The following is a 23,732-nucleotide window of genomic DNA, read 5'->3' as shown; positions in this document are numbered from 1 at the left end:
CGTAAAACGTAACGTAACTTCTTCGTTCGCTTTTTTATTTCTTGCTGAAACTATTAATCTGCAATTCTTTTGTTTATCGCAATATAAGTAATCAGTCCGAGTACCACCAATACTATCGAGCCTCCCAAGACAGCGTTGTTGTTTACTTCTCCGGTCAGAGAGCAAGCAATCAGAATGATTACTCCGACTAAGATTAATAGCAATCCTAAATTCTTTAATAAGCCTTTCATGTGTGTGTATTTTAATAGATTATTATATTCCAGTCACAAATTAACGCATAATTCTTTAACGGACGAAATATTTTTCGCAAAAAAACCATTAATTAGCCATAAATAGTTGATTTTGTTGCTCTCACTTCTTCCTCCTGTCGATTAATCTTTGGTGTTGAAGAATATTTTTCTTAATACTTCCTGGCTTACGCTTAGCTCTTCGACTGTGATGCCATGCAGCGCCTCTTTAAGGGTCCGGTTAGCTATGATACGGGCCTTTTCTTCCAGCTCTTTTCCTGTTCTGGTCAGATGAATCAGATTGGTACGGCGGTCTTTTTTATCGGAGATGCGTACCACCAGATGTTGGCGTTCCATATTATCAATCAAGCGGGTCATACTCGGTTTGTCTTTAAAAGTTGCATTGCACAACTCTTGTTGTGTCACTCCGTCTTTTTCCCAGAGAAAAATAAGAACCGTCCATTGCTCCGGACTGATTTCCAGACCGTTCTGTCTGAAGTTCCGGTATAGTTTCCGATTAATGGCAGCAGAGACCTTACCATTCAAGATGGCAAAGATCAGCCTGATATCAAAGTTAAATTGTTCGATCATGAAATTATTGTTTAAGCAACTTTGCAAAGATAGATGTCTTCTTTGACAAATCCTATCTCGTAACACAAAAAAAGATTAAATGTTTGCAGTTCAAAATAAAATGCCTACCTTTGCACCGCATTTTTAAAATCAAATAATTTATTTATTTAATTAAAACGAGTATGAATCAATACGAAACCGTTTTCATTTTAACTCCCGTTTTGTCTGATGTTCAGATGAAGGAAGCGGTAGAAAAATTCAAAGGCATTCTTCAGGCTGAAGGTGCTGAGATTATCAATGAAGAAAACTGGGGACTGAAGAAACTGGCTTATCCAATCCAGAAGAAGTCTACAGGATTCTATCAGTTGATTGAGTTCAATGCAGAACCTACTGTAATTGACAAGTTGGAATTAAATTTCCGTCGTGATGAACGTGTAATCCGTTTCTTGACTTTCAGAATGGATAAATACGCTGCAGAATATGCTGCAAAGAGAAGAAGTGTTAAATCAAACAAAAAGGAGGATTAATCATGGCACAACAAGTTCAATCAGAAATCAGATATTTAACTCCGCCTTCAGTAGACGTTAAAAAGAAAAAATACTGCCGTTTCAAAAAAAGCGGTATCAAGTATATCGACTACAAAGATCCTGAATTCTTGAAGAAATTCTTGAATGAACAAGGTAAGATCCTTCCGCGCCGTATCACCGGTACTTCTTTGAAGTTCCAGCGTCGTATTGCGCAGGCTGTAAAGAGAGCACGTCACCTGGCGTTACTTCCATTTGTAACTGACATGATGAAATAAGGAGGAAAAGTATGGAAATTATATTGAAAGAAGACGTAGTAAACTTGGGTTATAAGAATGACATCGTAACTGTTAAGTCTGGTTATGGTCGTAATTACTTGATCCCCACTGGAAAAGCTGTTATTGCTTCTCCTTCTGCAAAGAAAATGTTGGCTGAAGAACTGAAACAACGTGCTCACAAACTTGAGAAAATCAAGAAAGATGCTGAAGCATTGGCTGCTAAGTTGGAAGGCGTATCATTGACTATCGCTACAAAAGTTAGCTCAACCGGTACTATCTTCGGTTCTGTTGGTAACATCCAGATCGCTGAGGAATTGGCTAAATTGGGTCACGAGATCGACAGAAAGATCATCGTTGTAAAAGACGCTGTGAAAGAAGTTGGTGCTTACAAAGCTATCGTTAAACTGCACAAAGAAGTTTCTGTAGAAATTCCTTTCGAAGTAGTAGCTGAATAAGTAGCATACAATACCGAGATATAAGGAAAGGGTATTCTTGAAAGAGAATGCCCTTTTTTTAGTATCCTTATGTGACGTTACGATATTAACTTCTTTGCTGATACGAAGTTAATTTGCTGATGACAGGAAGTTAACTTGCTGTAGTCAGGATGTTAATATCCTGTTGCTGCGATATTAACTTCTTTCGATTATGGTATGGAGACACTGTCTGTTGCCGTCCGGAAGAGTTTGTTTTGAGGAGAGGGGAGAGGTAAGGACACAAAAAAAAGTCTGTACGTGCTTTGGCACGGCAGACTTTCAATTCTCTCTAATGTTGTTCGAGATTATTCAGCTACAACAGTTTCAGTTACTACTGTAGTGTCAGCTGCGATAGTATCAGCTGCCTGAGCTGCTGCTTCAGCTGCAGCTGCTTCTACTGCTGCGATAGAGTCAGCGATACGGATAGAATCTGCAGTTGCTTTTTCAGCGTCAGCTGCTTTGTTACCACAAGATGCGAATGATACTGCTGCGATAGCTACGAACATCAAAACTAATTTTTTCATTTTCTTTGCTTTTTAAATCTGTAATACAATCAATTGCTTATTAAAACGCTGCAAAGGTATGTACTTTTTGTATATGTTGTACTCCTAAGCCCAACTTTTTTTTATTTTTTTTTTAGAAGAATGTTTCATTATGTTTTTTTGTATGTTTTAAAACATATCTAATCTTCTGCTATACTGTTATATAGATAGCGTTTGATACTTCTTTTCGGAGTTTTCTCAAACTCAGTGGGGTAGAGTTGGATCTGGCTTACTTTTTCGTAGGCGGCTACATTATTATTCAGATTCTTCAGATTCTCGTCCATGATCGTTTTTAAGTTGTCTTCGTGGTTGAGTCCTAAAGAGTCCAAAGCTTCATAATCGGCGTAGACCAAGGCAACCAGTTTTTTGTTTCGTTCGATCACGAGACTTTCAAGAATAAATGGAAGATTATTAAGTTTAGCCTCGATTTCTTCGGGGAAGATGTTCTGCCCGCTTGAACTGAGGATCATCGTCTTCAGTCGGCCGCGAATGAAGATATTGCCTTCGTCATCCATGGTGCCTAAGTCACCGGTGCGCAACCATCCGTCTTTAGTGAACACTTCCTGAGTGGCTTCCGGGTTCTTATAATATCCGGTCATTACGTTCTCTCCCCGTACCTGAATCTCTCCGGTCTCGGCTTCGGGATTCTCTTTATAGATGCGGGCTTCCATAATATCGAGTATTTTGCCCGATGAAGAGGGGACGAATTTGTCCCAAGGAGCATAACTGATAAGCGGACCGCATTCCGTCATGCCGTAGCCAATGGTGAAGGGGAACTTGATTTTGTGGAAAAACTCTTCTACTTCCGGGTTCATGGCGGCTCCACCGATAATGATTTCTTTGAAGCGTCCGCCAAGCGCATCGATCAGCTTTTTGCGGATCTGGCCATAAATCTGATTATCCAGTAGAGGAATGCTCAAGGCCCATTTCATTCCTTTTTTGCTGATGATGGGCTGGATCACGTTTTTATAGATTTTCTCGATGACCAGCGGTACCGTAATAATCAGATTCGGTTTTACCTCTTCGAATGCTTTCATGATGATTTTGGGTGAGGGCACTTTACCGAGAAGGGTTACATGCGTACCGACTGCCGTGGCTGTTAGAAAGTCGAAGGCGCATCCATAAGCATGAGCCAGCGGAAGGAAAGAAAGCACTTTATCACCCTTTTTCAGCAGTTCCGTGCGGATACCGAAAGTCACGTTGCCGGCCAGGTTGTTGCCTGTCAGCATCACTCCTTTGCTGAATCCGGTGGTGCCGGAAGTATAGTTCAGCAGCATCACCTTATCGTTGGACAGGGTGGTGTAGAGCACATCTTCTTTCCGGAATCCCTTCGGATAAGTATCTGTCATGTACTGATCGATATGCTTCAGGAATTTCTGTACTGTTTCTCCGTCCCTCTGGTGCAGGCAACGGAAGTCGGTCAGTGAAAAGACAGCACGGATACCCGTCAGGCGTTCTTCTTCCAGATTCTCCCAGATGGTGTCACTGGTGAAAAGGAAAACGGATTCGGAATGATTGACAATATGGTGTACGTCGTTCGGATTGAAGTCCTGCAAGATGGGCACTATGATGGCTCCGTATGTGATGGTAGCCATGTAAGCGATGCACCAGCGGGCATTATTCTTTCCGATAACGGCTATTTTATCTCCCCGTCGCAAACTACAGTGCTTGAACAGTAAATGAAGTTTGGCTATTTCTTCGGCTACTTCACCGTAGGTATAACTTTCCGGTTCGCCATAGTTGGTGTAGCAAGGTAAATCCCAGTTTTCACGGAAACTGTTCTCGTAGAGTTTAATGAAGTTTTCTTTTATCATTGCACGTTTTTTGAAGATTTGTGCAAAAGTAGGTATAAACTTCCGGATTAAGAAACCTTTAGGTGTTAATTAGGCTTATTGTTTATTTATATCTTTACATGAAGAGGAAACGATAACTGTCCGTACTCTTCTCTAATCGGTTGAAATATAGCATTCTATCCTTTACGGAAATACCTTTTAAAGCAACGGGCTCTTGCTTTAAAAGGCAGGTGTCTTTGGCTTAAAGTCAATGCTTCCCTGGTTTTAAACCAAAGAGGGATGCCTTTTGATGCAGGCAGAAGGATTTACAAACGTGGAATGTTTCTTTCCGGTGTCCTTCACGTCCCGTACCTCTTCTTCGGTCCCCTCTAACTCCTTTTAACTCCTTTCACCTCTTTACTCCTAATAATAATGTGTAACTTTGCGCTGAATATGCGTTTTTACAGATTATGATAGATACCACTGTATTTCAAGATAAGACAGCCGTTTATTATACATTAGGCTGCAAACTGAATTTCTCAGAGACTTCGACGATTGGTAAAATCCTGCGTGAGGCAGGTGTACGTACAGCCCGGAAAGGTGAAAAGGCTGACCTTTGTATTGTCAACACGTGTTCGGTGACCGAGATGGCGGACAAGAAATGCCGTCAGGCCATTCATCGGCTGGTGAAACAACATCCCGGCGCTTTTGTGGTGGTGACAGGTTGCTATGCCCAGTTAAAACCCGGCGATGTGGCAAAGATAGAGGGAGTGGACGTTGTACTCGGTGCGGAACAGAAGAAAGATTTGCTTCAGTATCTGGGCGACCTGCATAAGCACGAAGGAGGAGAAGCCTATACGACCGCTACAAAAGATATCCGTTCGTTTGCACCGTCTTGTTCGCGAGGTGACCGTACCCGGTTTTTCCTTAAAGTGCAGGATGGTTGCGATTACTTCTGCTCTTATTGTACTATTCCCTTTGCCCGCGGACGAAGCCGTAACGGTACCATTGCTTCTTTGGTGGAACAGGCCCGGCAGGCTGCTGCCGAAGGCGGAAAGGAAATAGTGCTGACCGGAGTCAACATCGGCGATTTCGGAAAGTCCACCGGAGAGACCTTCTTTGATCTGGTAAAGGCCCTCGATCGGGTGGAAGGTATCGAACGTTATCGTATTTCTTCCATCGAACCCAATTTGCTGACGGATGAAATTATAGAATACGTATCCCGTTCACGCAGTTTCATGCCACATTTCCATATCCCTTTGCAGTCCGGTAGTGACGAAGTTCTCCAACTGATGCGTCGCCGCTATGGGACAGAACTTTTTGCTTCGAAGATTGCGAAGATAAAAGAGGTGATGCCCGATGCGTTTATCGGTGTGGATGTGATTGTAGGTACCCGGGGCGAAACTGCCGGGTACTTTGAGAAAGCTTATGAATTTATTCACGGACTGGACGTCACCCAGCTGCATGTGTTCAGCTATTCGGAACGTCCGGGAACCCAGGCCCTGAAAATAGACCATGTGGTGACTCCTGAAGAGAAACACCAGCGAAGCCAGCGTCTGCTTGCACTGTCGGATGAAAAAACAAAAGCCTTTTATGCCCGTCACATCGGGCAGACCATGCCTGTCCTGATGGAAAAGCCCAAAGCGGGAGCGCCGATGCATGGATTTACGGCAAACTATATTCGTGTGGAAGTGGAGAGTGACGCCGCGTTGGATAATAAAGTAGTGAATGTTCTTTTGGGAGATTTTAATGAAGAGGGTACCGCACTGAAAGGAACTATAACACAATAAACATGAAATCGAAACTCCTCTATTTGTTGACCTATGTAGGAATGTGGCTTTTGGCTGTTCTTCCGTTTCCGGTATTGTATGCACTGTCCGATTTTATCTATTTCTGGCTGTATCATGTGATCGGTTACCGGAGGAAGGTGGTACGTACCAACCTGAAGAACTCTTTTCCGGAAAAGTCGGCAGCAGAATTGAAGGCCATCGAACGCAAGTTTTTTCATTATCTTTGCGACTATATGCTCGAAGATGTGAAAATGCTGCGCATGTCGGAGAAAGAACTTTGCAAACGGATGACCTACGAGAATAAGGAAACCTACCTCCGGATGATAGACGAACGGGGCGGGATTGTCCTGTTGATACCCCATTACGCTAATTTTGAGTGGATTACGGGTATGGGAATGATTATGCGTCCGGGCGATGTGCCCGTGCAGGTATACAAGCCCTTGAAAGATGTCTATCTGGATGGACTCTTTAAATACATCCGTGCCCGTTTCGGAGGATATAATGTTCCGAAACACTCTACCGCCCGCGAAGTGATTAAGCTGAAGCGTGCTGGCAAGAAGATGGCCATCGGATTGATTACCGACCAATCGCCCAATATGCATGAAGCCCATTATTGGACTACTTTCTTGAATCAGGATACGGTATTTATGGATGGTGCCGAACGTATCGCCAAGATGATGGATTTTCCGGTTTTCTATTGCGAGCTGCGGAAGGAGCGGAGAGGATATTGCCGGGTAGACTTCGATCTGGTAACCGACCGTCCGAAGGAGACAGCCGACGGGGAGATTACCGAAATATTTGCCCGCAGGCTGGAACAGACCATCCGGAAAGAACCGGCCTATTGGCTATGGTCGCATAAGCGTTGGAAGCTGAAACGCCCCGAAAAGAAAAATGAATAAGATATCTGTCGTTATATTGAACTGGAACGGTTGCGAGATGCTCCGTTCGTTTCTTCCCTCCGTGCTTCGATATTCGGAGGCTGAAGGTGTGGAAGTCTGTGTGGCTGATAACGGTTCTACGGATCAGTCGGTGGAGATGCTGCGCCGCGAGTTTCCCTCGGTACGCCGGATTCTGCTGGATGGGAATCATGGTTTTGCAGATGGGTACAATCTTGCCCTCCGGCAGGTGGAGGCCGAGTATGTGGTGCTGCTCAATTCCGATGTCGAGGTGACCGGACAGTGGTTGCAACCGATGGCTGCCTATCTGGACGCCCATCCTGAGGTGGCTGCCTGCCAGCCGAAGATACGCAGTTGGCGACAAAAAGAATGGTTCGAATATGCCGGAGCTGCCGGCGGATTCATCGACCGCTACGGATATCCGTTTTGTCGGGGAAGGGTGATGGGAGTAGTCGAAGCGGACCGGGGGCAATATGACACCGTACTGCCGATATTCTGGGCTACCGGTGCAGCCATGTTCATCCGTCTGGCGGACTATCGCGAAGCGGGAGGACTGGACGGACGCTTCTTTGCCCACATGGAAGAGATCGATCTTTGTTGGAGACTCCGTGCCCGCGGACGTGGAATTGTTTGCATCCCCCAAAGTGTGGTCTATCATGTAGGAGGAGCCACGTTGAAGAAGGAGAATCCGCACAAGACCTTCCTCAATTTTCGTAATAACCTTGTCATGCTTTACAAGAATCTTCCGGACAGAGAACTGGCCGGAGTGATGCGTGTACGTTGCTGGCTCGATTACATTGCGGCTGCTACGTTTGCGCTTAAAGGGCAGTTGCCCAATGCGAAAGCGGTGGTTTGTGCCCGTCGCGAATTCAAGTTGTTACGTGACAGTTTCCGGGATGCAAGAGCGGAGAATCTCAGAAAAACTTCCTCACACTTTATTCCCGAACGGATAAAAAGTAGTATCTTAGTGCAATTCTATGTGAAAGGGCGGAAGTTCTTTTCACAATTATCAGATTTAAAAGGATGACGTTATGGAAAAACTAATTCGAAGAATCGGGCTGGTAGCGCACGATGCTATGAAAAAAGACCTGATTGAATGGGTTCTTTGGAACTCGGAGTTATTGATGGGACATAAGTTTTATTGTACAGGTACCACCGGTACCCTGATACAGGAGGCATTGAAAGAGAAACATCCCGATGTGGAGTGGGATTTTACTATCCTGAAATCCGGTCCTCTGGGCGGCGACCAGCAGATGGGATCGCGTATTGTGGATGGAGAGATCGATTATCTTTTCTTCTTTACCGACCCGATGACTCTTCAGCCGCACGATACGGATGTGAAGGCACTGACCCGTCTGGCAAGTGTGGAAAACATCGTCTTTTGTTGCAACCGTTCCACTGCCGATCATATTATTTCAAGTCCGCTCTTCCTTGATCCGGACTATGAACGGACACATCCGGACTACTCGGGCTATACGAAACGTTTCGAGAATAAACCGGTGGTGACCGAGGCGGTAGAATCGGTGAAGAAAAGAAAGAGAAAGAAATAAGAGCCTATTCGGTTACGAAATATATTTCACTACAGAGTATACAGAGAGCACGGAGTTTTAATTATGTAGAATCACTATATAATAACTTTGTGCTCTCTGTGTATTTTGTGGCGCGTTTACTTTGTGATGTATCGGTTCCGGCTGCTGTCTTTCCGCCTATTTTTGTCAATAGCAGATTTATGTATTGTTAACTTTCGGGACTTCATCCTTTCCGTTGTTCATTATCAATAGGAGATAAGAAATTATCTTCTGGTGAAAAACGATTTTCATGCCGGGAAATGGGAGCCGACATACCGGGAAAAGTAGCGGAAGCAACCGTGTAAATGAGGAAAACAACGGCTCTAAAGTAGGTGAACACCGGCTCTGCAAGCTTTGGAAACCGGCTCTGCGGAAACGCACTGTTAGTAGTATAAAAAATAGGGAGAAGCATTGGCTTCTCCCTATTACCGTACTTTAATTGGAATATACTTTATGATTACATAGGCAAAGATACTCTTTTTCTTTGCGGAAGTCAAGCTTTTGCCCGTTTTTCTTTTCTTGATCAGCTTATTCCGAAGTCTGTTTTTACTTGTTATAATAGGTGCTCAACTGTTCGATCACTTTTTCGGGTTCACTCGGTGCTGCGGCATGGCGAATGACTATCTTTCCCGTCTTATCAATAATGACAAAGCAGGGGATACTCAGTATTTGCCGTTCGTTTCCCAATTCGGTGTATAGCGATTTTCCTAACTTTTCGTTTACTAATAAATGATAACCTTTCAGTTGATGGTATGCGATGGTCTTTTCCCATTTCTTCCGCTCCTCCGGACGGTCTATCGAAATGTATAGGTATACAACGTCCATGTTGTGCGCTTTTTCCTTGAGGGCGGGCAGGTATTGGAACTCTTTGAGGCAGGGACCGCACCAGGTAGCCCATACATCGATATAGACAACTTTACCTTTAAAGGGTTTTACCGCATCCTCCAGACTGGTGATGGTGGAGTCGCATGTCAGAATATGATAGTCTTTGTCGGTGATACGGCTATTCTGAAAGCGCAGGTTTTCTTTAACGCCCGGTTCGAGTACGTTCAAAAAAGGACTGTTGGGGAACTCTGCCCTATAAGTTTCGTATAGTTGGGGGATCGAAGGAGTTTTGCTACCCTGAAATTCATCTTCGTAGATAAGCTGGGCCTGCATGTATTGCAGATTGTCTCCTGTGAAGAACTTCCGATACCGGTCGAAGAGGAAGGAGGCGTAATCCTTTATCTCTTTGAGGTCACCGTTTTCGAGGTTGGTGAACTGCATCATAACCAGGTCGTTTACAAAGAATCCGATTCCGCGGTAGGAACGCAGATAATCACCGTTGACAGATGAATTGATGACTTCTGTCAGTTCTCTTTGCCAATCTTCGGGTAGTTTTTCTTTTCTCGACAGCTGCCTTGCAATATGTATAAATATAGACCGGCGGATGTAATCGATGTGTGCACGCTGTTCCGCGAGAAACTCTTCATTGAGTCCGGAAGCATTTACAGCGTCGAGTGCCTGCCGCATTCTGGCGTCTGCCAGCCGGTGATATTGCTCCAGTGAAGTGATTCCTCGCAGTTCGTGCGGCTGCATGTACACCAGTTTATCGCTGTATTTCTGATAATCGTTCACTGTTTTCAGGCATCGGTTATAGGCCGAGTTTGTACCGCTGATGATCAGGGTATCTTTGGTCACGGTAATGGTGTCTTTGCTTCCCGGTGTCAGGTAGAGTGTAAAAGAATCACTCCCTTGGGTCCATACCTGCACCATGCCGGGGCGGTCGGTGCGGAATTGATGGACAAATTCTCCCAGAGGGCCGGCTTGTGCTTTGGTTCCCAGAGCAATGCAGAACAGGTGTTCTTTGCCTGTAGGCCAATAAGCAATTTCGTTGTCCGGGGTAGTCTTGACTACAATCGTTGCTGCTTGTTGTGCGCTGATTTCTCCTGCCAGTACCAGTAGGAGGATTAATAAAAGTTTTTTCATCTTATTAGTGTTTTAATGTCGATTCAGTCTCGCGTGCAATGCATCTCTACTCCGGCAGAGTCGATGTCTGCTCCCATGGGCGGGTTTCTTTTCGCCAGTTTGATTTCTATCTCCCTGATTTTCCGAAAGTCCCGGAAGAGCCTTTTTACGATTCGTCCGCATACATGTTCCAGCAGTTTTGAAGGCAGTTCCATCTCTTCTTTCAGTGTGGCATATATGTCGGCATAACTCACGGTATCTTCCACTTCATCGGTTTCGGTCGCTTTGCCGAAGTCTGTTTTCAGTCTCAGGTTGATGATAAACTCATTGCCGATGGCGGTCTCCTGGGGGGCCACTCCGTGATAACTGTAGAAACGTACGTTTTCCAGGAAGATATAATGCTGGGTAGTCATAAGTTTTATAATTGATGTATCTTCCGGCAAAAATAGGATAATTAATGCAATTATGATCCTTGTTGTGTCGATTGTTTGGTTTTAATAAAGTCTTTTTGTGCCACTGCTTGCGGAATCAGTTTCAGGAATATGGGGGTCGCAATGATGCAGACGGTCAGCGTCAGCAGCAGTAAGGCAATGGCCTGTCCCCATTCGTTGTGGATAAACCGGCTGACAACCGGATATTCAAAATGGAGTAAAGGTGCGTGTATGCCCAGTGTTATGACCGAGTAACGCCCCATATACGAGATGACGGGCAGCTTCTTGAATTTCTTGCAGAAAAGCATGATCATAAATATGCCGGCAAAGGCTGAGGGCCAAAATTGGAAAATGTTGCCGGCATAATTGTTGGTGCGCATGCCCACGAATGTGGCGGTGAAGTACATCACTGCCAGGGCTGCCAGGATGCATAAGGGAATCAGCTTGTCGAAACGATGGGGAAAGAGGAAGAAATTGTAACGGCGAATCCAGAATCCGGCTACGTAGAAAGGCAGGGCGCTCATGGCTACGTCCATATAAAGGGGCAATTCTATCTGATGCTTGCCCATATAGAATCCGGCTGTCCCGATCAGCAAAGTGAGGGCAAACATGAGACCTAACCGCCGGTTGCGCAAACTGTGAACCAGATAGAACAAGATGTTGCAATTGAAGAGTGCCAGCAAGAACCAGATGGGAGGGTTGAACTTGATCAGCGCATGGTCATGAAACACAACTAGGAGTTCCGTCCAGCTGACCGGAAGCTGGAAGACTCCGGGAGCGATTTTCCATACAATGTATTTCAGAAAGAACGCGCTGAGATAGAAAAAGAGGAAAGGGATGATCAGCTTGTTTATCTTTCGGATGAAGAAGCCGAAAAGGCCTTCATAGGATTTGAAGAAAATGCCTGAGATGAAGAAATAAAGAGGCATGCGAAAACTGGCAATCATCGAGTGATAATCAAGTTTTTCGAAGGCTCCACCTATGTGTGCCATTACTACCAGAATGATGCAGACTCCTTTCGTTAAGTCCACAAAATCTATTCGTTTGTTTTTGTCATCTCCCATTCCGGATGTTTGTGTAGTTGGTCTGACAAAGATACTGAATATTACTGAAAACAAAGAGAGAAGAGTGAAAAACACTTGGTTTCACTCTTCTCTCTTTGTTCTTTTTCTTCTTAAAGTGACAGGCGGATGTTACTTTTCCGGATTTCTGCCTGTCTGCTTCACCAATTCCCTGATTTTTTCATTCAGGCTTTCTGCTTTCATCAGTTGTTCCAGTGTCAGGTGCATCCGGTAGCGCCAGTAATGACGCGGATTGGCGGGGATATTGATCCGTTCTTCCTGTACATTCGGGTTGCGCCATTTTCCATCCATCGACAGCCAGTCTTGCAGGGATAGGATGCAGAGGATGGAATTGCTGTAAAGGTGATTGCGTATTACTTCTTCGCACAGCTCCGGTGTTGCTATGGCAGGAGCGGTACCATAATGTCCCAGCATCTGATTGTAGTAGCGTTGGGTCTGCTGATAGTCTTCTTCCCACCAGCCCCGCAGGGTCGACATATCGTGGGTGGAGAAGGTGCAGACCGAACGGTACGGATATTCGTTCAGCCTCCCGAATTCTTCTGCCGGATTCTTGGGCATCCGCTGAATTTCGAGACTCAGGATACGTAAGTCATTCATCACCCATGCCACGCAGTCGGGAATCATGCCTAAGTCTTCGCCACATACCAGCATGCGGGTAGACTGGGTAAGCTGTGGCAATTTCTTCATGGCTTGCTGTTGCCAGAAGTCATTGTGACGATGATAGTAGTACTGGTCGTAAAGGCGGTTGAATGCTGTTTTTTCCCAGTCGTTCAGGGCACGGTAGATAAAGTCGTGCTGCACGCCGATGCGGGGATGGTACAGGTTCGGGTCTTTGCGGTCGGGAACAAATAATACGTCACTGATCAGGGCATATAATCCGTCTCTGACCCATATACTGTCTTCGTCGTTCTTGCCGGCAAAGAAGGCTTCTACCTTGCGTTGGGTATCAAATTCCGGACGCATACGGTATACTTCGTAAGTTTCAGTCGGTTCGATGAACGTCTGCTTTACATAGTCGGTATGTGGTCCGAACACTTGTCCGAGGAAATATTCATGGATATACGGCCGCAGGAACTCTTCACGGAAAGAGAGTCCGTAACTTTCTATCTCTTCACGGCTCATGGGAAGGGCGGGTACAAACTGTCCCAGCAATCCATGCACGGCATTCATCGGGATTTCCCAGATGCGGAAGAATCCCAGAATGTGGTCGATGCGGTAGGCGTCAAAGTATTCAGCCATCTTTTGGAAACGTTTCATCCACCATTTATAACCGTCGTTCTCCATCACATCCCAGTTATAGGTGGGGAAACCCCAGTTCTGCCCGTTGATAGAGAAATCATCGGGTGGAGCACCGGCCTGTCCGTTGAGGTTGAAATAATAAGGTTCTGTCCAGGCTTCTACACTGTTGCGACTGATACCGATGGGGATGTCCCCCTTCAGCACTACTCCATGCTCGCGGGCATAAGTGGTGGCTTCGAGCAATTGCAGGTGAAGATTGAACTGGATATAGAAGTAGATGGCGATATGGGCATAGTCCGCCGTGTCGGGGCGGCACAGTTCTTCAATCTCTTGAGCATTGTACTCCGAGTATTGGGGCCATTCGCGGAAGTTCGGTGTATGGTATAAATCGCGCAGGTAGCTGAATACAGCATACGGTTGCAGCCAATCTTTGTTGGCTTCGAAGAAACTGCGGAAGGCTTTCGAATCCAGCACCTTTTCTCCTTCTTGCTTGAATATCTGATGGAAATATTCCCATTTCACCCGGTTGACAGCTTCGTAGTCGATGGCGGAAAGTGCATTCAGTTCTTTTTGCTTCCGGTTGAAGGCGGCCGCAGTTTCCTTATCCTTCAGGTTGCCCATCTGTTTAAGGTCGGCATACATCGGGTGGAAGGCATAAATGGAAATGCTGTTGTAGGGATAAGAGTCTGTCCATGTATGAGTCATGGTGGTATCGTTGATCGGTAAGATCTGTACTACCTTCTGGCTGGTACTGACCGCCCAGTCCACCATTCTCTTCAGGTCTCCGAAGTCTCCTACACCGAAACTTTTTTCCGACTTTAGTGAGAATACAGGGACAGCTACGCCTGCACCTTTCCAGGAAGGAATATTAAAGTAGGCATATCGGTCGGCAATGACCAACGTTTCGTTTGCTTTGATTTCGGGAGCAGCCAGATAGCGGTTGGGGTTATTCTCCCAAGCTTCGGCACGTTTCTCTTCTTTATTGTACAATACAAATTTGTATTCTAGCGGAAATTCCAGTTTGGAAGCATCCAGTTCGGCTTGCCATTCCGGAAAGTTGGCATCACTCATGGGCCATGCCTTGTCCGGGTCCCAGTTGCCGAGTGTTTTCTGGTTACCACAGATGGCCAGGCAGTACTTGCTGTTGATGCGTGGAGCATAAGCCTTGATCATCAATCCTTTTTTGTAGCTTTTGGGGATTGCGCTTCGTTCGCGGTGCGCCAGCAGTGCTTCGGTAAATGCCGAACTGTAGAAGTATTGCTGCTCCGGAAGATTCTTCCAGCAGTCGTTGATGCGCAGGCTTTTCTTAACGTCGGCCGGCAGATAGATGCGTCGCGGAAAGGAGTTCCATTCGGTACGGATGGCCTTACCGTCACGGTATATGTGATAACTGTATTCGACAACCCCTTCGGCCGGCAATTGAATGGATATTTCATTGCTCCAATGAATGCCGTCTACTGTGGTAAGGGCTACAGCCTGCTCCGGATTATTTTTCCCAAGTTCGGGGACAGAACCTAATATTCTGACTTCTTCTCCCCAGCTTGTGCGATATTCAATATGAAATGTAACTATCATATATATTAGATTTAATTATTGACTAATGATTTTGCAAGTATAGAAATATTCTACATATGTCGTATCTTTACTTTCGTCGAACTACTTTAAAATAGTATGCAAACGTTTGTGCTCTTTGTATGATTAAACATTGAAAGGAGCCTATGGGCTCCTTTCAACACTTTTTGCTTACATATTAATCATTTACTTGGCTAAGTTTATCCACATCTGGATGCACCGCAAGTGGTACAGATGAGGCAACCTTCCTGATAAACTAATGTCTCGTTTCCGCAGTTGGGGCACTTCTTGCCTTTGGCTTCTGTTCCGTCCTGCACATATTTTTTCAGCGCACGCTCTACACCATTCTTCCAGGTGTTGATGTTCTCGCTGTCCAATTGCAGCGAACCTACCAGTTTGATCACCTGTTCGATCGGCATTCTCCAGCGAAGTACACCTGAAATCAGTTTAGCATAGTTCCAGTATTCTTTATTGAACTTCTCAGACAGACCTTCGATGGTCATTTTGTATCCGCGTTTGTTCTCGAACTGGAAGTCATAGCGTTTGTTTCCGTTTTCATCGACGTTCTTGATGATGCGTCCGGTATTTACGCTTTTCGGAATAATGATTCCTTCGTCATCGTCTTGCAGACCGGTGAATATCTCATAAGGTCTGCCGTCGAGCAAGCCGACCAGGGCCACCCATTTCTCTTTGTTGTTTTGGAAGCGTACGACGTCGGCTTCAAGCACTGTCGGGCGTACCTCGACTACCGTTGGTGGTTTGCAAGGAGGGAGTTCCTCTTTCTTATCTTTGTCGGACTTCGCAGAGATCAGCACTCCTGAACGGGAACCGTCACGATAAACCGTACAGCCCTTGCAGCCTGACTTCCAGGCTTCCACATACAGGCGATTTACCAATTCTTCGTCTACATCGTTCGGCAGGTTGATGGTCACACTGATGGAGTGGTCTACCCATTTCTGAATTTTACCTTGCATACGCACCTTCATCAGCCAGTCCACATCGTTGGACGTTGCTTTGTAATAAGGTGATTTTGCTACCAGTTCGTCTATTTCTTCCTGAGTGTATCGTTTAGCCGGATCATAGCCGTTTGCTTCCATCCAAGTCACAAACTTGTGGTGGAATACGATGTATTCTTCAAAGGCATCTCCGGTTTCGTCAACAAAGTCGACTCGTACGTTGGTATCGTTCGGGTTTACTTTTCTTCTGCGTTTGTATACCGGAAGGAATACCGGTTCGATACCCGAGGTAGTTTGGGTCATCAGACTGGTTGTGCCGGTAGGAGCGATGGTCAGGCACGCAATGTTACGGCGACCATATTTTTTCATATCCTCATACAATGCCGGGTCGGCTTCGCGCAAGCGGTTGATAAACGGATTGTTCTTTTCTCTTTCCGAGTCATATACATCGAATGCTCCGCGTTCTTTGGCCATATCCACTGATGAACGATAAGCGCCCAAAGCGACTGCTTTGTGCACTTTCTCTGAAAACTCTGTCGCTTCTTCTGTTCCATAACGCATTCCGAGAGCGGCAAGCATATCGCCTTCGGCTGTAATACCGACACCGGTACGTCGTCCCTGACCACTCTTCTTATAGATCTTTTCCCACAGTCCGCGTTCGGTGTGTTTCACTTCTTCGTTTTCGGGGTCCTGATCGATTTTCTCTATGATACGTTCTATCTTCTCCAATTCCAGATCGATGATATCATCCATGATGCGCTGAGCCAGTGCTACATGTTTATGGAAGAGATCGAAGTCGAAGTAGGCATCTTTGGTGAACGGATTGACTACGTATGAATATAGATTGATGGCCAACAGTCGGCAAGAATCGTAGGGGCATAATGGAATTTCACCACAAGGGTTTGTCGAAACCGTTTTATATCCCAGGTCCGCATAACAGTCGGGCACTGATTCGCGAATAATGGTATCCCAGAACAATACACCCGGTTCTGCTGATTTCCATGCGTTATGCACAATTTTTTTCCATAGGTTGGAAGCTTCGATCTCTTTTACCGTAGTCGGGTGATCGGAGTCAATAGGGTATTGTTGGGTATATTTTCTGCCTTCTACGGCTGCTGACATGAATGCATCGTCCAGCTTAACTGAAACATTGGCTCCTGTTACCTTACCTTCTGTCATTTTGGCGTCGATAAATGCTTCCGAGTCCGGATGCTTGATCGATACACTGAGCATCAGTGCGCCGCGACGTCCGTCTTGAGCAACCTCACGTGTGGAATTGGAATAACGTTCCATGAACGGAACCAGACCGGTAGAAGTCAGAGCGGAGTTTTTCACAGGAGAACCTTTGGGACGGATGTGCGAGAGATCATGACCTACACCACCACGTCTTTTCATCAGTTGCACCTGTTCTTCGTCTATTTTGATGATGGCACCGTATGAATCGGCAGAACCATCAATACCAATCACAAAGCAATTGGAAAGTGAAGCAACCTGATAATCGTTACCTATACCTGTCATCGGACTACCTTGCGGTACGATATACTTAAAATGATCAAACAGCTCAAACAACTGTTCGGAACTTAGTGCGTTGGGGTACTTTGCTTCAATGCGAGCCACCTCGTTGGCAAGTCTCCAATGCATATCCTTCGGTGACTTCTCGTAAATATTTCCGAAAGAGTCTTTTACTGCGTATTTGTTTACCCAAACTCGCGCAGCAAGTTCATCGCCCTGAAAATATCGTAAAGATTCTTCGAAGGCTTCCTCGTAAGAGTAAATTTGCTTTTCCACGATGCAATGTGTCTTAGATTTCTTTATTAATAAGTAAATATGTAGAAGCTTACTTATCATTAACAAACGTGCCTGCAAAGCTATGAATGTTTTTTGGTATATCAAAATAAAAACGAGATAATTTATTAACCGGTACTAAGTTATCCGTTTATAAACGATAAGCAATTGATAAACAAATGAATGATGCTTTTGTTCGACGCTTGAAGTTTTCCAAAAAGAAAATTATTCTATTTTATAAATGAGATAGAATGATTATTCTTTTTATATCTTTGCAGAAAAAAGATATGATGGATACAGTTAAGAACAGAAGGACAATCCGCAAATACCAGCAAAAAGATATTACGCCGGATTTGTTAAATGATTTGCTTGAAACTTCATTTCGCGCTTCTACGATGGGTGGAATGCAGCTTTATAGTGTGGTTGTCACCCGTGATGCCGAGAAAAAAGAAATGCTTTCTCCGGCTCATTTTAATCAGCCGATGGTAAAGGAGGCTCCGGTTGTATTGACATTTTGCGCGGATTTTCGTCGTTTTTGCAAATATTGTCAGGAAAGGAATGCGGTGCCGGGATATGGTAATTTAATGTCCTTTTTGAATGCCGCTATGGATACTTTATTGGTTGCACAGACTTTCTGTACGCTTGCCGAGGAAGCCGGATTGGGTATTTGCTATTTGGGTACTACTACCTATAATCCTCAAATGATCATCGATGCTTTGCACTTGCCCGAGTTGGTGTTTCCCATTACTACAGTGACTGTGGGATATCCGGCGGAATCTCCGAAACAGGTAGACCGTCTGCCGATAGAGGGCATTATACATGAAGAGAGCTATCACGATTATACCGCCGAAGATATAAACCGGTTATATGCTTATAAGGAATCTTTGCCTGAGAACAAGTTATTTATAGAAGAGAATCAGAAAGAGACTCTGGCCCAAGTATTCACGGATGTCCGCTATACAAAGAAGGATAATGAATTTATGTCTGAGAATCTGTTGAAGGTACTTCGCCGGCAGGGCTTTATGGATTAAATAACGATGAACAGTGAGCGATAAATGGGGCGAGCGATGGACGATGAACATCTTACATTATTTTGCAGTATGTCCATCGTTCATCGTCTACCGTTCACCGTTACTCACGTTTCTTTTCTTGAGTAAAGTTTCTATGTTTTCCAGATCCGATCGGAATCCTTTGTCAACCTCACATTGCCCTTTTACTGTTTTGCATGCATGCAAAACGGTGGCATGATCTTTATTGCCTATGAATTTTCCAATTTTGGAAGTAGAGAAGTCTGTATGTGTTTTAGCTAAATACATGGCTACTTGGCGTGCCTGTACGACTTCCCTTTTTCTTGATTTGGTATGGATAGCAGATGACTCCAAATCGAAGTGCTTGCAAACTACGTTGATGATATCATCGATAGTGACAGCTTTTGTCTCACAATGAACGACTTTACGAACAATGCGTTGTGCCAGGTCCAGATCGATTTCTTTATTGTAAATGGTAGAGTGGGCCATGATGGAAATGACAATACCTTCCAGGTCACGCACGCTTTCATTAACATTCTCAGCAATATAGTCGATTACTTCCGAAGGGAATTGTAATCCATCCCGATGAATTTTATTTCTTAATATGTTTTTTCTCAGTTCTACGGTAGGCTTCTCCAATTCGGCTACCATTCCCCATTTAAACCGGGTCAGTAAGCGCTCTTCCATACCCTGCAATAATACAGGAGCACGGTCGGAAGTCAATATCAGTTGTTTGCCATTCTGATGTAGGTGATTAAAGATATGGAAGAAAGTGTTTTGTGTTTTGGTGACACCTGCAAATTCTTGAATATCATCAATAATTAATACATCGATTGTTTGGTAGAAGTTGATGAAGTCATTCGTTGTATTGTTACGTACGGAATCGGTATATTGTACCTGAAATAAATGTGCTGAAACATAAAGCACTCTTTTGTCCGGATACAACTCTTTGATGCGGGTACCGATGGCATTGGCCAAATGGGTCTTTCCTACTCCCGATGCTCCATGGAGGAACAGCGGATTGAAGACTGTTTTTGCCGGATTCTCGGCAACAGCTTCGGCAACACTTCTTGAAAGCTTATTACTGTATCCTTCAATAAAGGTCTCAAAGTTATAGTTCGGATTTAGATGGGGATCAAGATCCTGAACGGCCGGTGCACGCAGCAAGCCCGGAGCTTTCCTTTCATCAACACGGGGAAGTCCGGATTGGGGAATAGCCGTAGAGCGGGTAGTAGACTCCTGGTTCACGGTTGCCCCTGAACTTTTGTCCACCAGCACGTTGTACATCAACTTCGTGCCGTCGCCTATAACCTTATATAACGTCTTACGTAGCAAGTCCACAAATTTATCTTCCAGGAATTCATAGAAAAACTGGCTGGGAACTTGTACGATTAACGTTTTGTCCTCATATTTTAAAGGAACAATGGGAACAAACCATGTTTTGTATGTCGACTCAGGAACATTGTCTCTAATAATTTCAAGACAGCGGTTCCATAGGCCGACATGACTCGATTCACTCATAGCGGCTGTAATACATTTATTAATTAAGCAAAACTTCTACGGTTGCAAAATTGGGAATCTTATTCGAGAAAAACAAATCTCCTTTTTCTTGTATTTCTCACTGAAAGAATAATGTGTTTACTTTCAGTGACTTATCATTTCCCTATAAAATACTCCTCATGGGAAGCTATTGCTTTTTTATAACTACTTGTTAATTAATTGCTTATCACGTGACGGTCCACCTGTTATTCTTTAATCTGATAGTTGGTGCACGTATCCTTTCTGTCTATGAATAGACTTTTAAAGGATTTCATCCTATCCTCGTTTGGTACACGCTTATTTAGATAAATTCTATTTAAGGCGCATTCTCTACTTATCTTTCTTACCAAACAAAGAGAAGTGAACATATCGTTTCGGATGTTCCTTCAGGTCTTCAAGCAGATTTGCTGCATTAATGGTTGTTTGGTTCAGGTTATTGTATAATTGTGGATCGTTTAACAGTAATCCGACAGTGTTGTCTTTGCTGTTAAGTTTTTCTGTAAGCATTTTTACGTTGCTAAGAGTGGCGTCTATTTTTTTGAATGTGGCAGCATAATCAATTTCTTTCAGATTGCCGCTGATTACAACAAAGTTATCACCGATAGTATTGAGCTTTCCTGTTAATTGTGGGATATCATTGTTCATCAATACTTTCAATTGACGGCTGGTAACTTCGAGATTGGCTGTTGTCTTTTCAATAGAATGCAGAGTTGCCGGAATGCTTTGATCTGCCATGATTGTGTTCAGTGAAGTAAGGATAGAGTCTAATTTGGGCAACATCTTTTCGACAGCGGGCATCATTGCTGCAACTTTCTCCATCATGCCGTTGTTTAGCGTTCCCGGAATCGTATCGCCTACTGTATAGCGTTCGCGAGGATTGTTGGCCAATAAAATATTCATTCTTACTCCTCCCATCAGTTCGGGTACCAGTTCGGCTGAGCTTCCTTTCGGTATGCGTAAGTCAGTATCTACTTCTACTTCCACTATTACATTTTCCGGTTGATTGTAATCGTAAGCAATATCACGGACGATACCTACACGGACACCATCGGCGAATACTGGACTCGATTGTGCCAGACCGTTTACATTATGGAATTTTACATAAAAATAGCTGGCAGGCTTAAACATGTTGATGCCCTTCAGATAATTGATCCCGAAGACGAGTAAGCACAAGGCCGCAACACCTGCTATTCCTATCCTGACTTCTTTTGTAATGAGTTTCATGTTTTGTTATTTAGTCTTTTTATTTATTTCTTCTTTTCTTAAAATTGGCTATAGCCTCGTTGATATTCATCTTTTCTCCGTTGCGGAATGCAATGATGAAGGCATCCTTAAATAATGGAGTGACTGTATTACGGCGTGTCCGTAATACCTTATTATAATCGGACGATGCCCCGTAAGTGTATTTGTATAGTCCATTTTCCTTGTAATAATCTACATCTTTCAATCCCTTCAGTCGTTTATCATTTTTAGATAGTGGACGTGAAGAGGTCAGTATTTGTATCTTAAACGTAATTTCAGAGTCGTTTGTTGTGCTTTCTACAACAATTGGGCGTTGAGTTTTTGCTTCTGTTACAAGCTTGTCGGTGCGTGGAGTATTTTGGGGCTTTTTGTTTTCGCTTTCTGTGCTGTCTATCTGTGCAACCTCAGTATCGGTTACTTCATCATCATTGGGAAGTGCAGTGCGGCTGCTGCCTGTCAAACGGATTTCGTGTTCTCTTTTATAAGAGAGAAATGCCCGATATATACCTTTGGCCAAAGTAGAACTTCCTTCTTCTGTATTAAGATAACGTTCTTCTTCAGGCGTAGAGATAAAACCGAGTTCAACCAGAATGCTTGGCATGGCACTAGCCTTCAATACAAGGAATCCGGCCTGATGTACTCCCCGGTCCACCCGTTTACAGTGATGGCGGAATTGTTTTTGAACCAATGAAGCCAGGTGTACACTCTGCTCCATATATTTGTCTTGCATAAATTCGAAGATAATATACGATTCTGCGGAATTGGGGTTAAATCCGGCGTAACGAGTTTTGTAATCATCTTCATATAAAATTACAGAGTTCTCCCGTTTGGCCACTTCCAGGTTGGCGTCTGATTTGGCTAGACCTAATGTCCATGTGGAAGCACCTTTTGCGGTCCGGTTATTGGCCAGAGCGTTGGTGTGGATTGAAATAAACAGGTCGGCTTTTGCATTGTTGGCAATCTCTGCACGGCGGTCAAGTGGTATAAATACATCTTTGCTACGGGTATAGACCACCTTCACATCATTGCAGTTTTGTTTGATCAGATTACCCAATTTCAATGCTACTTTCAGATTGATATTCTTTTCTTTGGATATCTTTCCGATGGCTCCGGGATCGTGACCGCCATGTCCGGCGTCAATAACTACAACGAAATCTTTTGCCCAGACGCTACTGACGTTTGATGGAGAAACGAGTAGCCAAAGGCAAATCAATATATATAATATGTGTGGTCTACGTAGTTCCATATAAAATAATGTGCAAATGTAGCAGAAATTTGTTGAAAACTCACTATTTAGTGTTAAGTTTTGAGTTTTTTACGTTACTTTGCACCTGAAATTTAAACGATATAACAATGCTGAAGTTCTTGAAAAATTGGACGCTTCCGATAGCTATGCTGGTAGGTGCTGTTGGTTATCCGGTATTTATCAGCTTTTCTTTCCTTACTCCGATACTGATTTTCACTATGTTGCTTCTCACTTTTTGTAAGGTATCTCCGCGTGACTTAAAACCGAAGCCGTTACACTTATGGCTTTTATTGATTCAGATATTCGGATCTTTGATTGTTTATCTGCTACTTTATCGTTTTAATAAAATTGTGGCAGAAGGAGCGATGGTTTGTGTTATTTGCCCCACGGCTACTGCGGCTGCCGTTATTACATCGAAGTTGGGGGGAAGTGCCGCCAGTCTGACAACTTATACATTGATAGCCAATATTGGAGCTGCAATTGCTGTTCCGATCCTGTTTCCATTGATAGAGGCCAATCCCGGTATTAGTTTTATAGATGCTTTTCTGGTGATTCTCAGTAAGGTTTTTCCTTTATTGATCTGTCCTTTCTTAGCAGCCTGGTTCTTGCAGAGGTTTATTCCCAAGGTGCATAAAGTGCTGTTGGGTTATCATGAACTGGCCTTTTATTTATGGGGAATTTCTCTTGCTATTGTCACTGCACAAACGCTTTATTCTTTGATTAATGATCCGGCAGACGGACTTACGGAGATTATGATTGCGGTTGTCGCCCTGATAGCATGTTGTCTTCAATTTTTTCTGGGTAAAACATTGGGCAGTATATACAACGATCGTATTAGTGGTGGACAGGCTTTAGGGCAAAAGAATACTATTCTTGCCATCTGGATGGCTCATACTTATCTGAATCCACTTTCTGCTGTAGGGCCGGGAAGCTATGTATTGTGGCAAAACATTATTAATAGCTGGCAACTTTGGAAGAAGAGAAAGAAAGAGAGTGAAAAATGCAGTAATAATGTAAGCGGCTAA

General features: G+C 44.1%; 21 protein-coding genes. 9 read left to right on the top strand and 12 right to left on the bottom strand.

All coding sequences use genetic code 11. The annotated features are described in order from the left end of the window. Nucleotides 1-53 precede the first annotated feature (53 nt). Both BSHG_RS23210 and BSHG_RS17905 read right to left on the bottom strand, forming a co-directional pair. On the bottom strand, nucleotides 54-230 hold the full coding sequence (locus BSHG_RS23210; RefSeq protein WP_005790950.1) for a hypothetical protein: 177 nt from the start codon (nucleotides 228-230) through the stop codon (nucleotides 54-56). Between the two features lie 141 nt (nucleotides 231-371). After that, on the bottom strand, nucleotides 372-818 hold the full coding sequence (locus BSHG_RS17905; protein ID WP_005790948.1) for a MarR family winged helix-turn-helix transcriptional regulator: 447 nt from the start codon (nucleotides 816-818) through the stop codon (nucleotides 372-374). A gap of 161 nt (nucleotides 819-979) precedes the next feature. On the opposite strand from BSHG_RS17905, the gene rpsF reads away from it, so the two are divergent. From rpsF to rplI, 3 genes are read left to right on the top strand one after another with little or no spacing between them, the layout of a single operon-like run. Beyond that, complete coding sequence (gene rpsF / locus BSHG_RS17910) at nucleotides 980-1,324, top strand: 30S ribosomal protein S6 (protein ID WP_005781453.1); 345 nt, start codon at nucleotides 980-982, stop codon at nucleotides 1,322-1,324. A 2-nt stretch (nucleotides 1,325-1,326) separates the two neighbouring features. After that, nucleotides 1,327-1,599 (top strand): 30S ribosomal protein S18, encoded by a 273-nt coding sequence (rpsR, locus tag BSHG_RS17915; RefSeq protein WP_005790946.1) that lies wholly within the window; start codon nucleotides 1,327-1,329, stop codon nucleotides 1,597-1,599. Nucleotides 1,600-1,610: 11 nt separating this feature from the next. Beyond that, the gene (gene rplI / locus BSHG_RS17920; protein ID WP_005790944.1) at nucleotides 1,611-2,054 is read left to right on the top strand and encodes a 50S ribosomal protein L9; all 444 of its coding nucleotides are present in this window, start codon (nucleotides 1,611-1,613) and stop codon (nucleotides 2,052-2,054) included. A 323-nt stretch (nucleotides 2,055-2,377) separates the two neighbouring features. Here the strand turns inward: rplI and BSHG_RS17925 are convergent, their stop codons facing one another. Together BSHG_RS17925 and BSHG_RS17930 are read right to left on the bottom strand one after the other, a co-directional pair. Continuing rightward, nucleotides 2,378-2,596: a hypothetical protein gene (locus BSHG_RS17925; RefSeq protein WP_005790940.1), complete on the bottom strand. Its 219-nt coding sequence runs from the start codon at nucleotides 2,594-2,596 to the stop codon at nucleotides 2,378-2,380. 158 nt (nucleotides 2,597-2,754) lie between these two features. Then, nucleotides 2,755-4,428, bottom strand: coding sequence for a long-chain fatty acid--CoA ligase (locus BSHG_RS17930; protein WP_005798215.1), 1,674 nt, complete (start codon nucleotides 4,426-4,428; stop codon nucleotides 2,755-2,757). A gap of 428 nt (nucleotides 4,429-4,856) precedes the next feature. Between BSHG_RS17930 and mtaB the strand changes: the two genes are divergently transcribed. From mtaB to BSHG_RS17950, 4 genes are read left to right on the top strand one after another with little or no spacing between them, the layout of a single operon-like run. Continuing rightward, the gene (gene mtaB / locus BSHG_RS17935) at nucleotides 4,857-6,176 is read left to right on the top strand and encodes a tRNA (N(6)-L-threonylcarbamoyladenosine(37)-C(2))-methylthiotransferase MtaB (RefSeq protein ID WP_005802175.1); all 1,320 of its coding nucleotides are present in this window, start codon (nucleotides 4,857-4,859) and stop codon (nucleotides 6,174-6,176) included. Between the two features lie 2 nt (nucleotides 6,177-6,178). Continuing rightward, complete coding sequence (locus BSHG_RS17940) at nucleotides 6,179-7,075, top strand: lysophospholipid acyltransferase family protein (protein ID WP_005790934.1); 897 nt, start codon at nucleotides 6,179-6,181, stop codon at nucleotides 7,073-7,075. Next, the gene (locus BSHG_RS17945) at nucleotides 7,068-8,099 is read left to right on the top strand and encodes a glycosyltransferase family 2 protein (protein ID WP_008657599.1); all 1,032 of its coding nucleotides are present in this window, start codon (nucleotides 7,068-7,070) and stop codon (nucleotides 8,097-8,099) included. Before BSHG_RS17940 ends, BSHG_RS17945 begins: the two co-directional genes overlap by 8 nt. Nucleotides 8,100-8,103: 4 nt before the next feature. Beyond that, a complete protein-coding gene (locus BSHG_RS17950; RefSeq protein WP_005790931.1) occupies nucleotides 8,104-8,622 on the top strand; it encodes a methylglyoxal synthase in 519 nt (172 codons plus the stop codon). A 564-nt stretch (nucleotides 8,623-9,186) separates the two neighbouring features. Here BSHG_RS17950 and BSHG_RS17960 read toward each other — a convergent pair. The 5 genes from BSHG_RS17960 to BSHG_RS17980 all read right to left on the bottom strand — a co-directional run bounded on the left by BSHG_RS17960 (nucleotide 9,187) and on the right by BSHG_RS17980 (nucleotide 17,655). Next, nucleotides 9,187-10,608: a TlpA family protein disulfide reductase gene (locus BSHG_RS17960; protein WP_005798202.1), complete on the bottom strand. Its 1,422-nt coding sequence runs from the start codon at nucleotides 10,606-10,608 to the stop codon at nucleotides 9,187-9,189. Between the two features lie 23 nt (nucleotides 10,609-10,631). Next, entirely contained in the window at nucleotides 10,632-11,000 is a 369-nt protein-coding gene (gene folB / locus BSHG_RS17965) for a dihydroneopterin aldolase (RefSeq protein WP_008657595.1), read from the bottom strand. A 50-nt stretch (nucleotides 11,001-11,050) separates the two neighbouring features. Beyond that, the gene (locus BSHG_RS17970; RefSeq protein WP_008657593.1) at nucleotides 11,051-12,082 is read right to left on the bottom strand and encodes an acyltransferase family protein; all 1,032 of its coding nucleotides are present in this window, start codon (nucleotides 12,080-12,082) and stop codon (nucleotides 11,051-11,053) included. A gap of 129 nt (nucleotides 12,083-12,211) precedes the next feature. Then, entirely contained in the window at nucleotides 12,212-14,914 is a 2,703-nt protein-coding gene (locus BSHG_RS17975; protein WP_008657591.1) for a 4-alpha-glucanotransferase, read from the bottom strand. A 197-nt stretch (nucleotides 14,915-15,111) separates the two neighbouring features. Continuing rightward, nucleotides 15,112-17,655 carry an adenosylcobalamin-dependent ribonucleoside-diphosphate reductase gene (locus tag BSHG_RS17980; RefSeq protein WP_008769973.1) on the bottom strand — a complete coding sequence of 848 codons (2,544 nt, stop codon included), beginning with the start codon at nucleotides 17,653-17,655 and terminating at the stop codon, nucleotides 15,112-15,114. A 284-nt stretch (nucleotides 17,656-17,939) separates the two neighbouring features. Here BSHG_RS17980 and BSHG_RS17985 point away from each other — a divergent pair, with 284 nt between their 5' ends. Then, the gene (locus BSHG_RS17985) at nucleotides 17,940-18,683 is read left to right on the top strand and encodes an NADPH-dependent oxidoreductase (RefSeq protein ID WP_014299392.1); all 744 of its coding nucleotides are present in this window, start codon (nucleotides 17,940-17,942) and stop codon (nucleotides 18,681-18,683) included. Nucleotides 18,684-18,770: 87 nt separating this feature from the next. Here the strand turns inward: BSHG_RS17985 and dnaA are convergent, their stop codons facing one another. The 3 genes from dnaA to BSHG_RS18000 all read right to left on the bottom strand — a co-directional run bounded on the left by dnaA (nucleotide 18,771) and on the right by BSHG_RS18000 (nucleotide 22,707). After that, nucleotides 18,771-20,201, bottom strand: coding sequence for a chromosomal replication initiator protein DnaA (gene dnaA / locus BSHG_RS17990; protein WP_008657587.1), 1,431 nt, complete (start codon nucleotides 20,199-20,201; stop codon nucleotides 18,771-18,773). A gap of 348 nt (nucleotides 20,202-20,549) precedes the next feature. Then, a complete protein-coding gene (locus tag BSHG_RS17995; protein ID WP_005790918.1) occupies nucleotides 20,550-21,443 on the bottom strand; it encodes an MlaD family protein in 894 nt (297 codons plus the stop codon). A gap of 19 nt (nucleotides 21,444-21,462) precedes the next feature. Further along, nucleotides 21,463-22,707, bottom strand: a complete 1,245-nt coding sequence (locus tag BSHG_RS18000; RefSeq protein WP_005790917.1) for an N-acetylmuramoyl-L-alanine amidase — start codon at nucleotides 22,705-22,707, stop codon at nucleotides 21,463-21,465. Between the two features lie 107 nt (nucleotides 22,708-22,814). Between BSHG_RS18000 and BSHG_RS18005 the strand changes: the two genes are divergently transcribed. Further along, complete coding sequence (locus tag BSHG_RS18005) at nucleotides 22,815-23,732, top strand: bile acid:sodium symporter family protein (RefSeq protein WP_005790916.1); 918 nt, start codon at nucleotides 22,815-22,817, stop codon at nucleotides 23,730-23,732.

It is taken from the genome of Bacteroides sp. 3_2_5, from assembly GCF_000159855.2.
GTDB classification, from domain to species: Bacteria; Bacteroidota; Bacteroidia; order Bacteroidales; family Bacteroidaceae; genus Bacteroides; species Bacteroides fragilis.
Note: the sequence above shows the minus strand (reverse complement) of the source record. Positions and strands in the feature narration are given on the sequence as shown.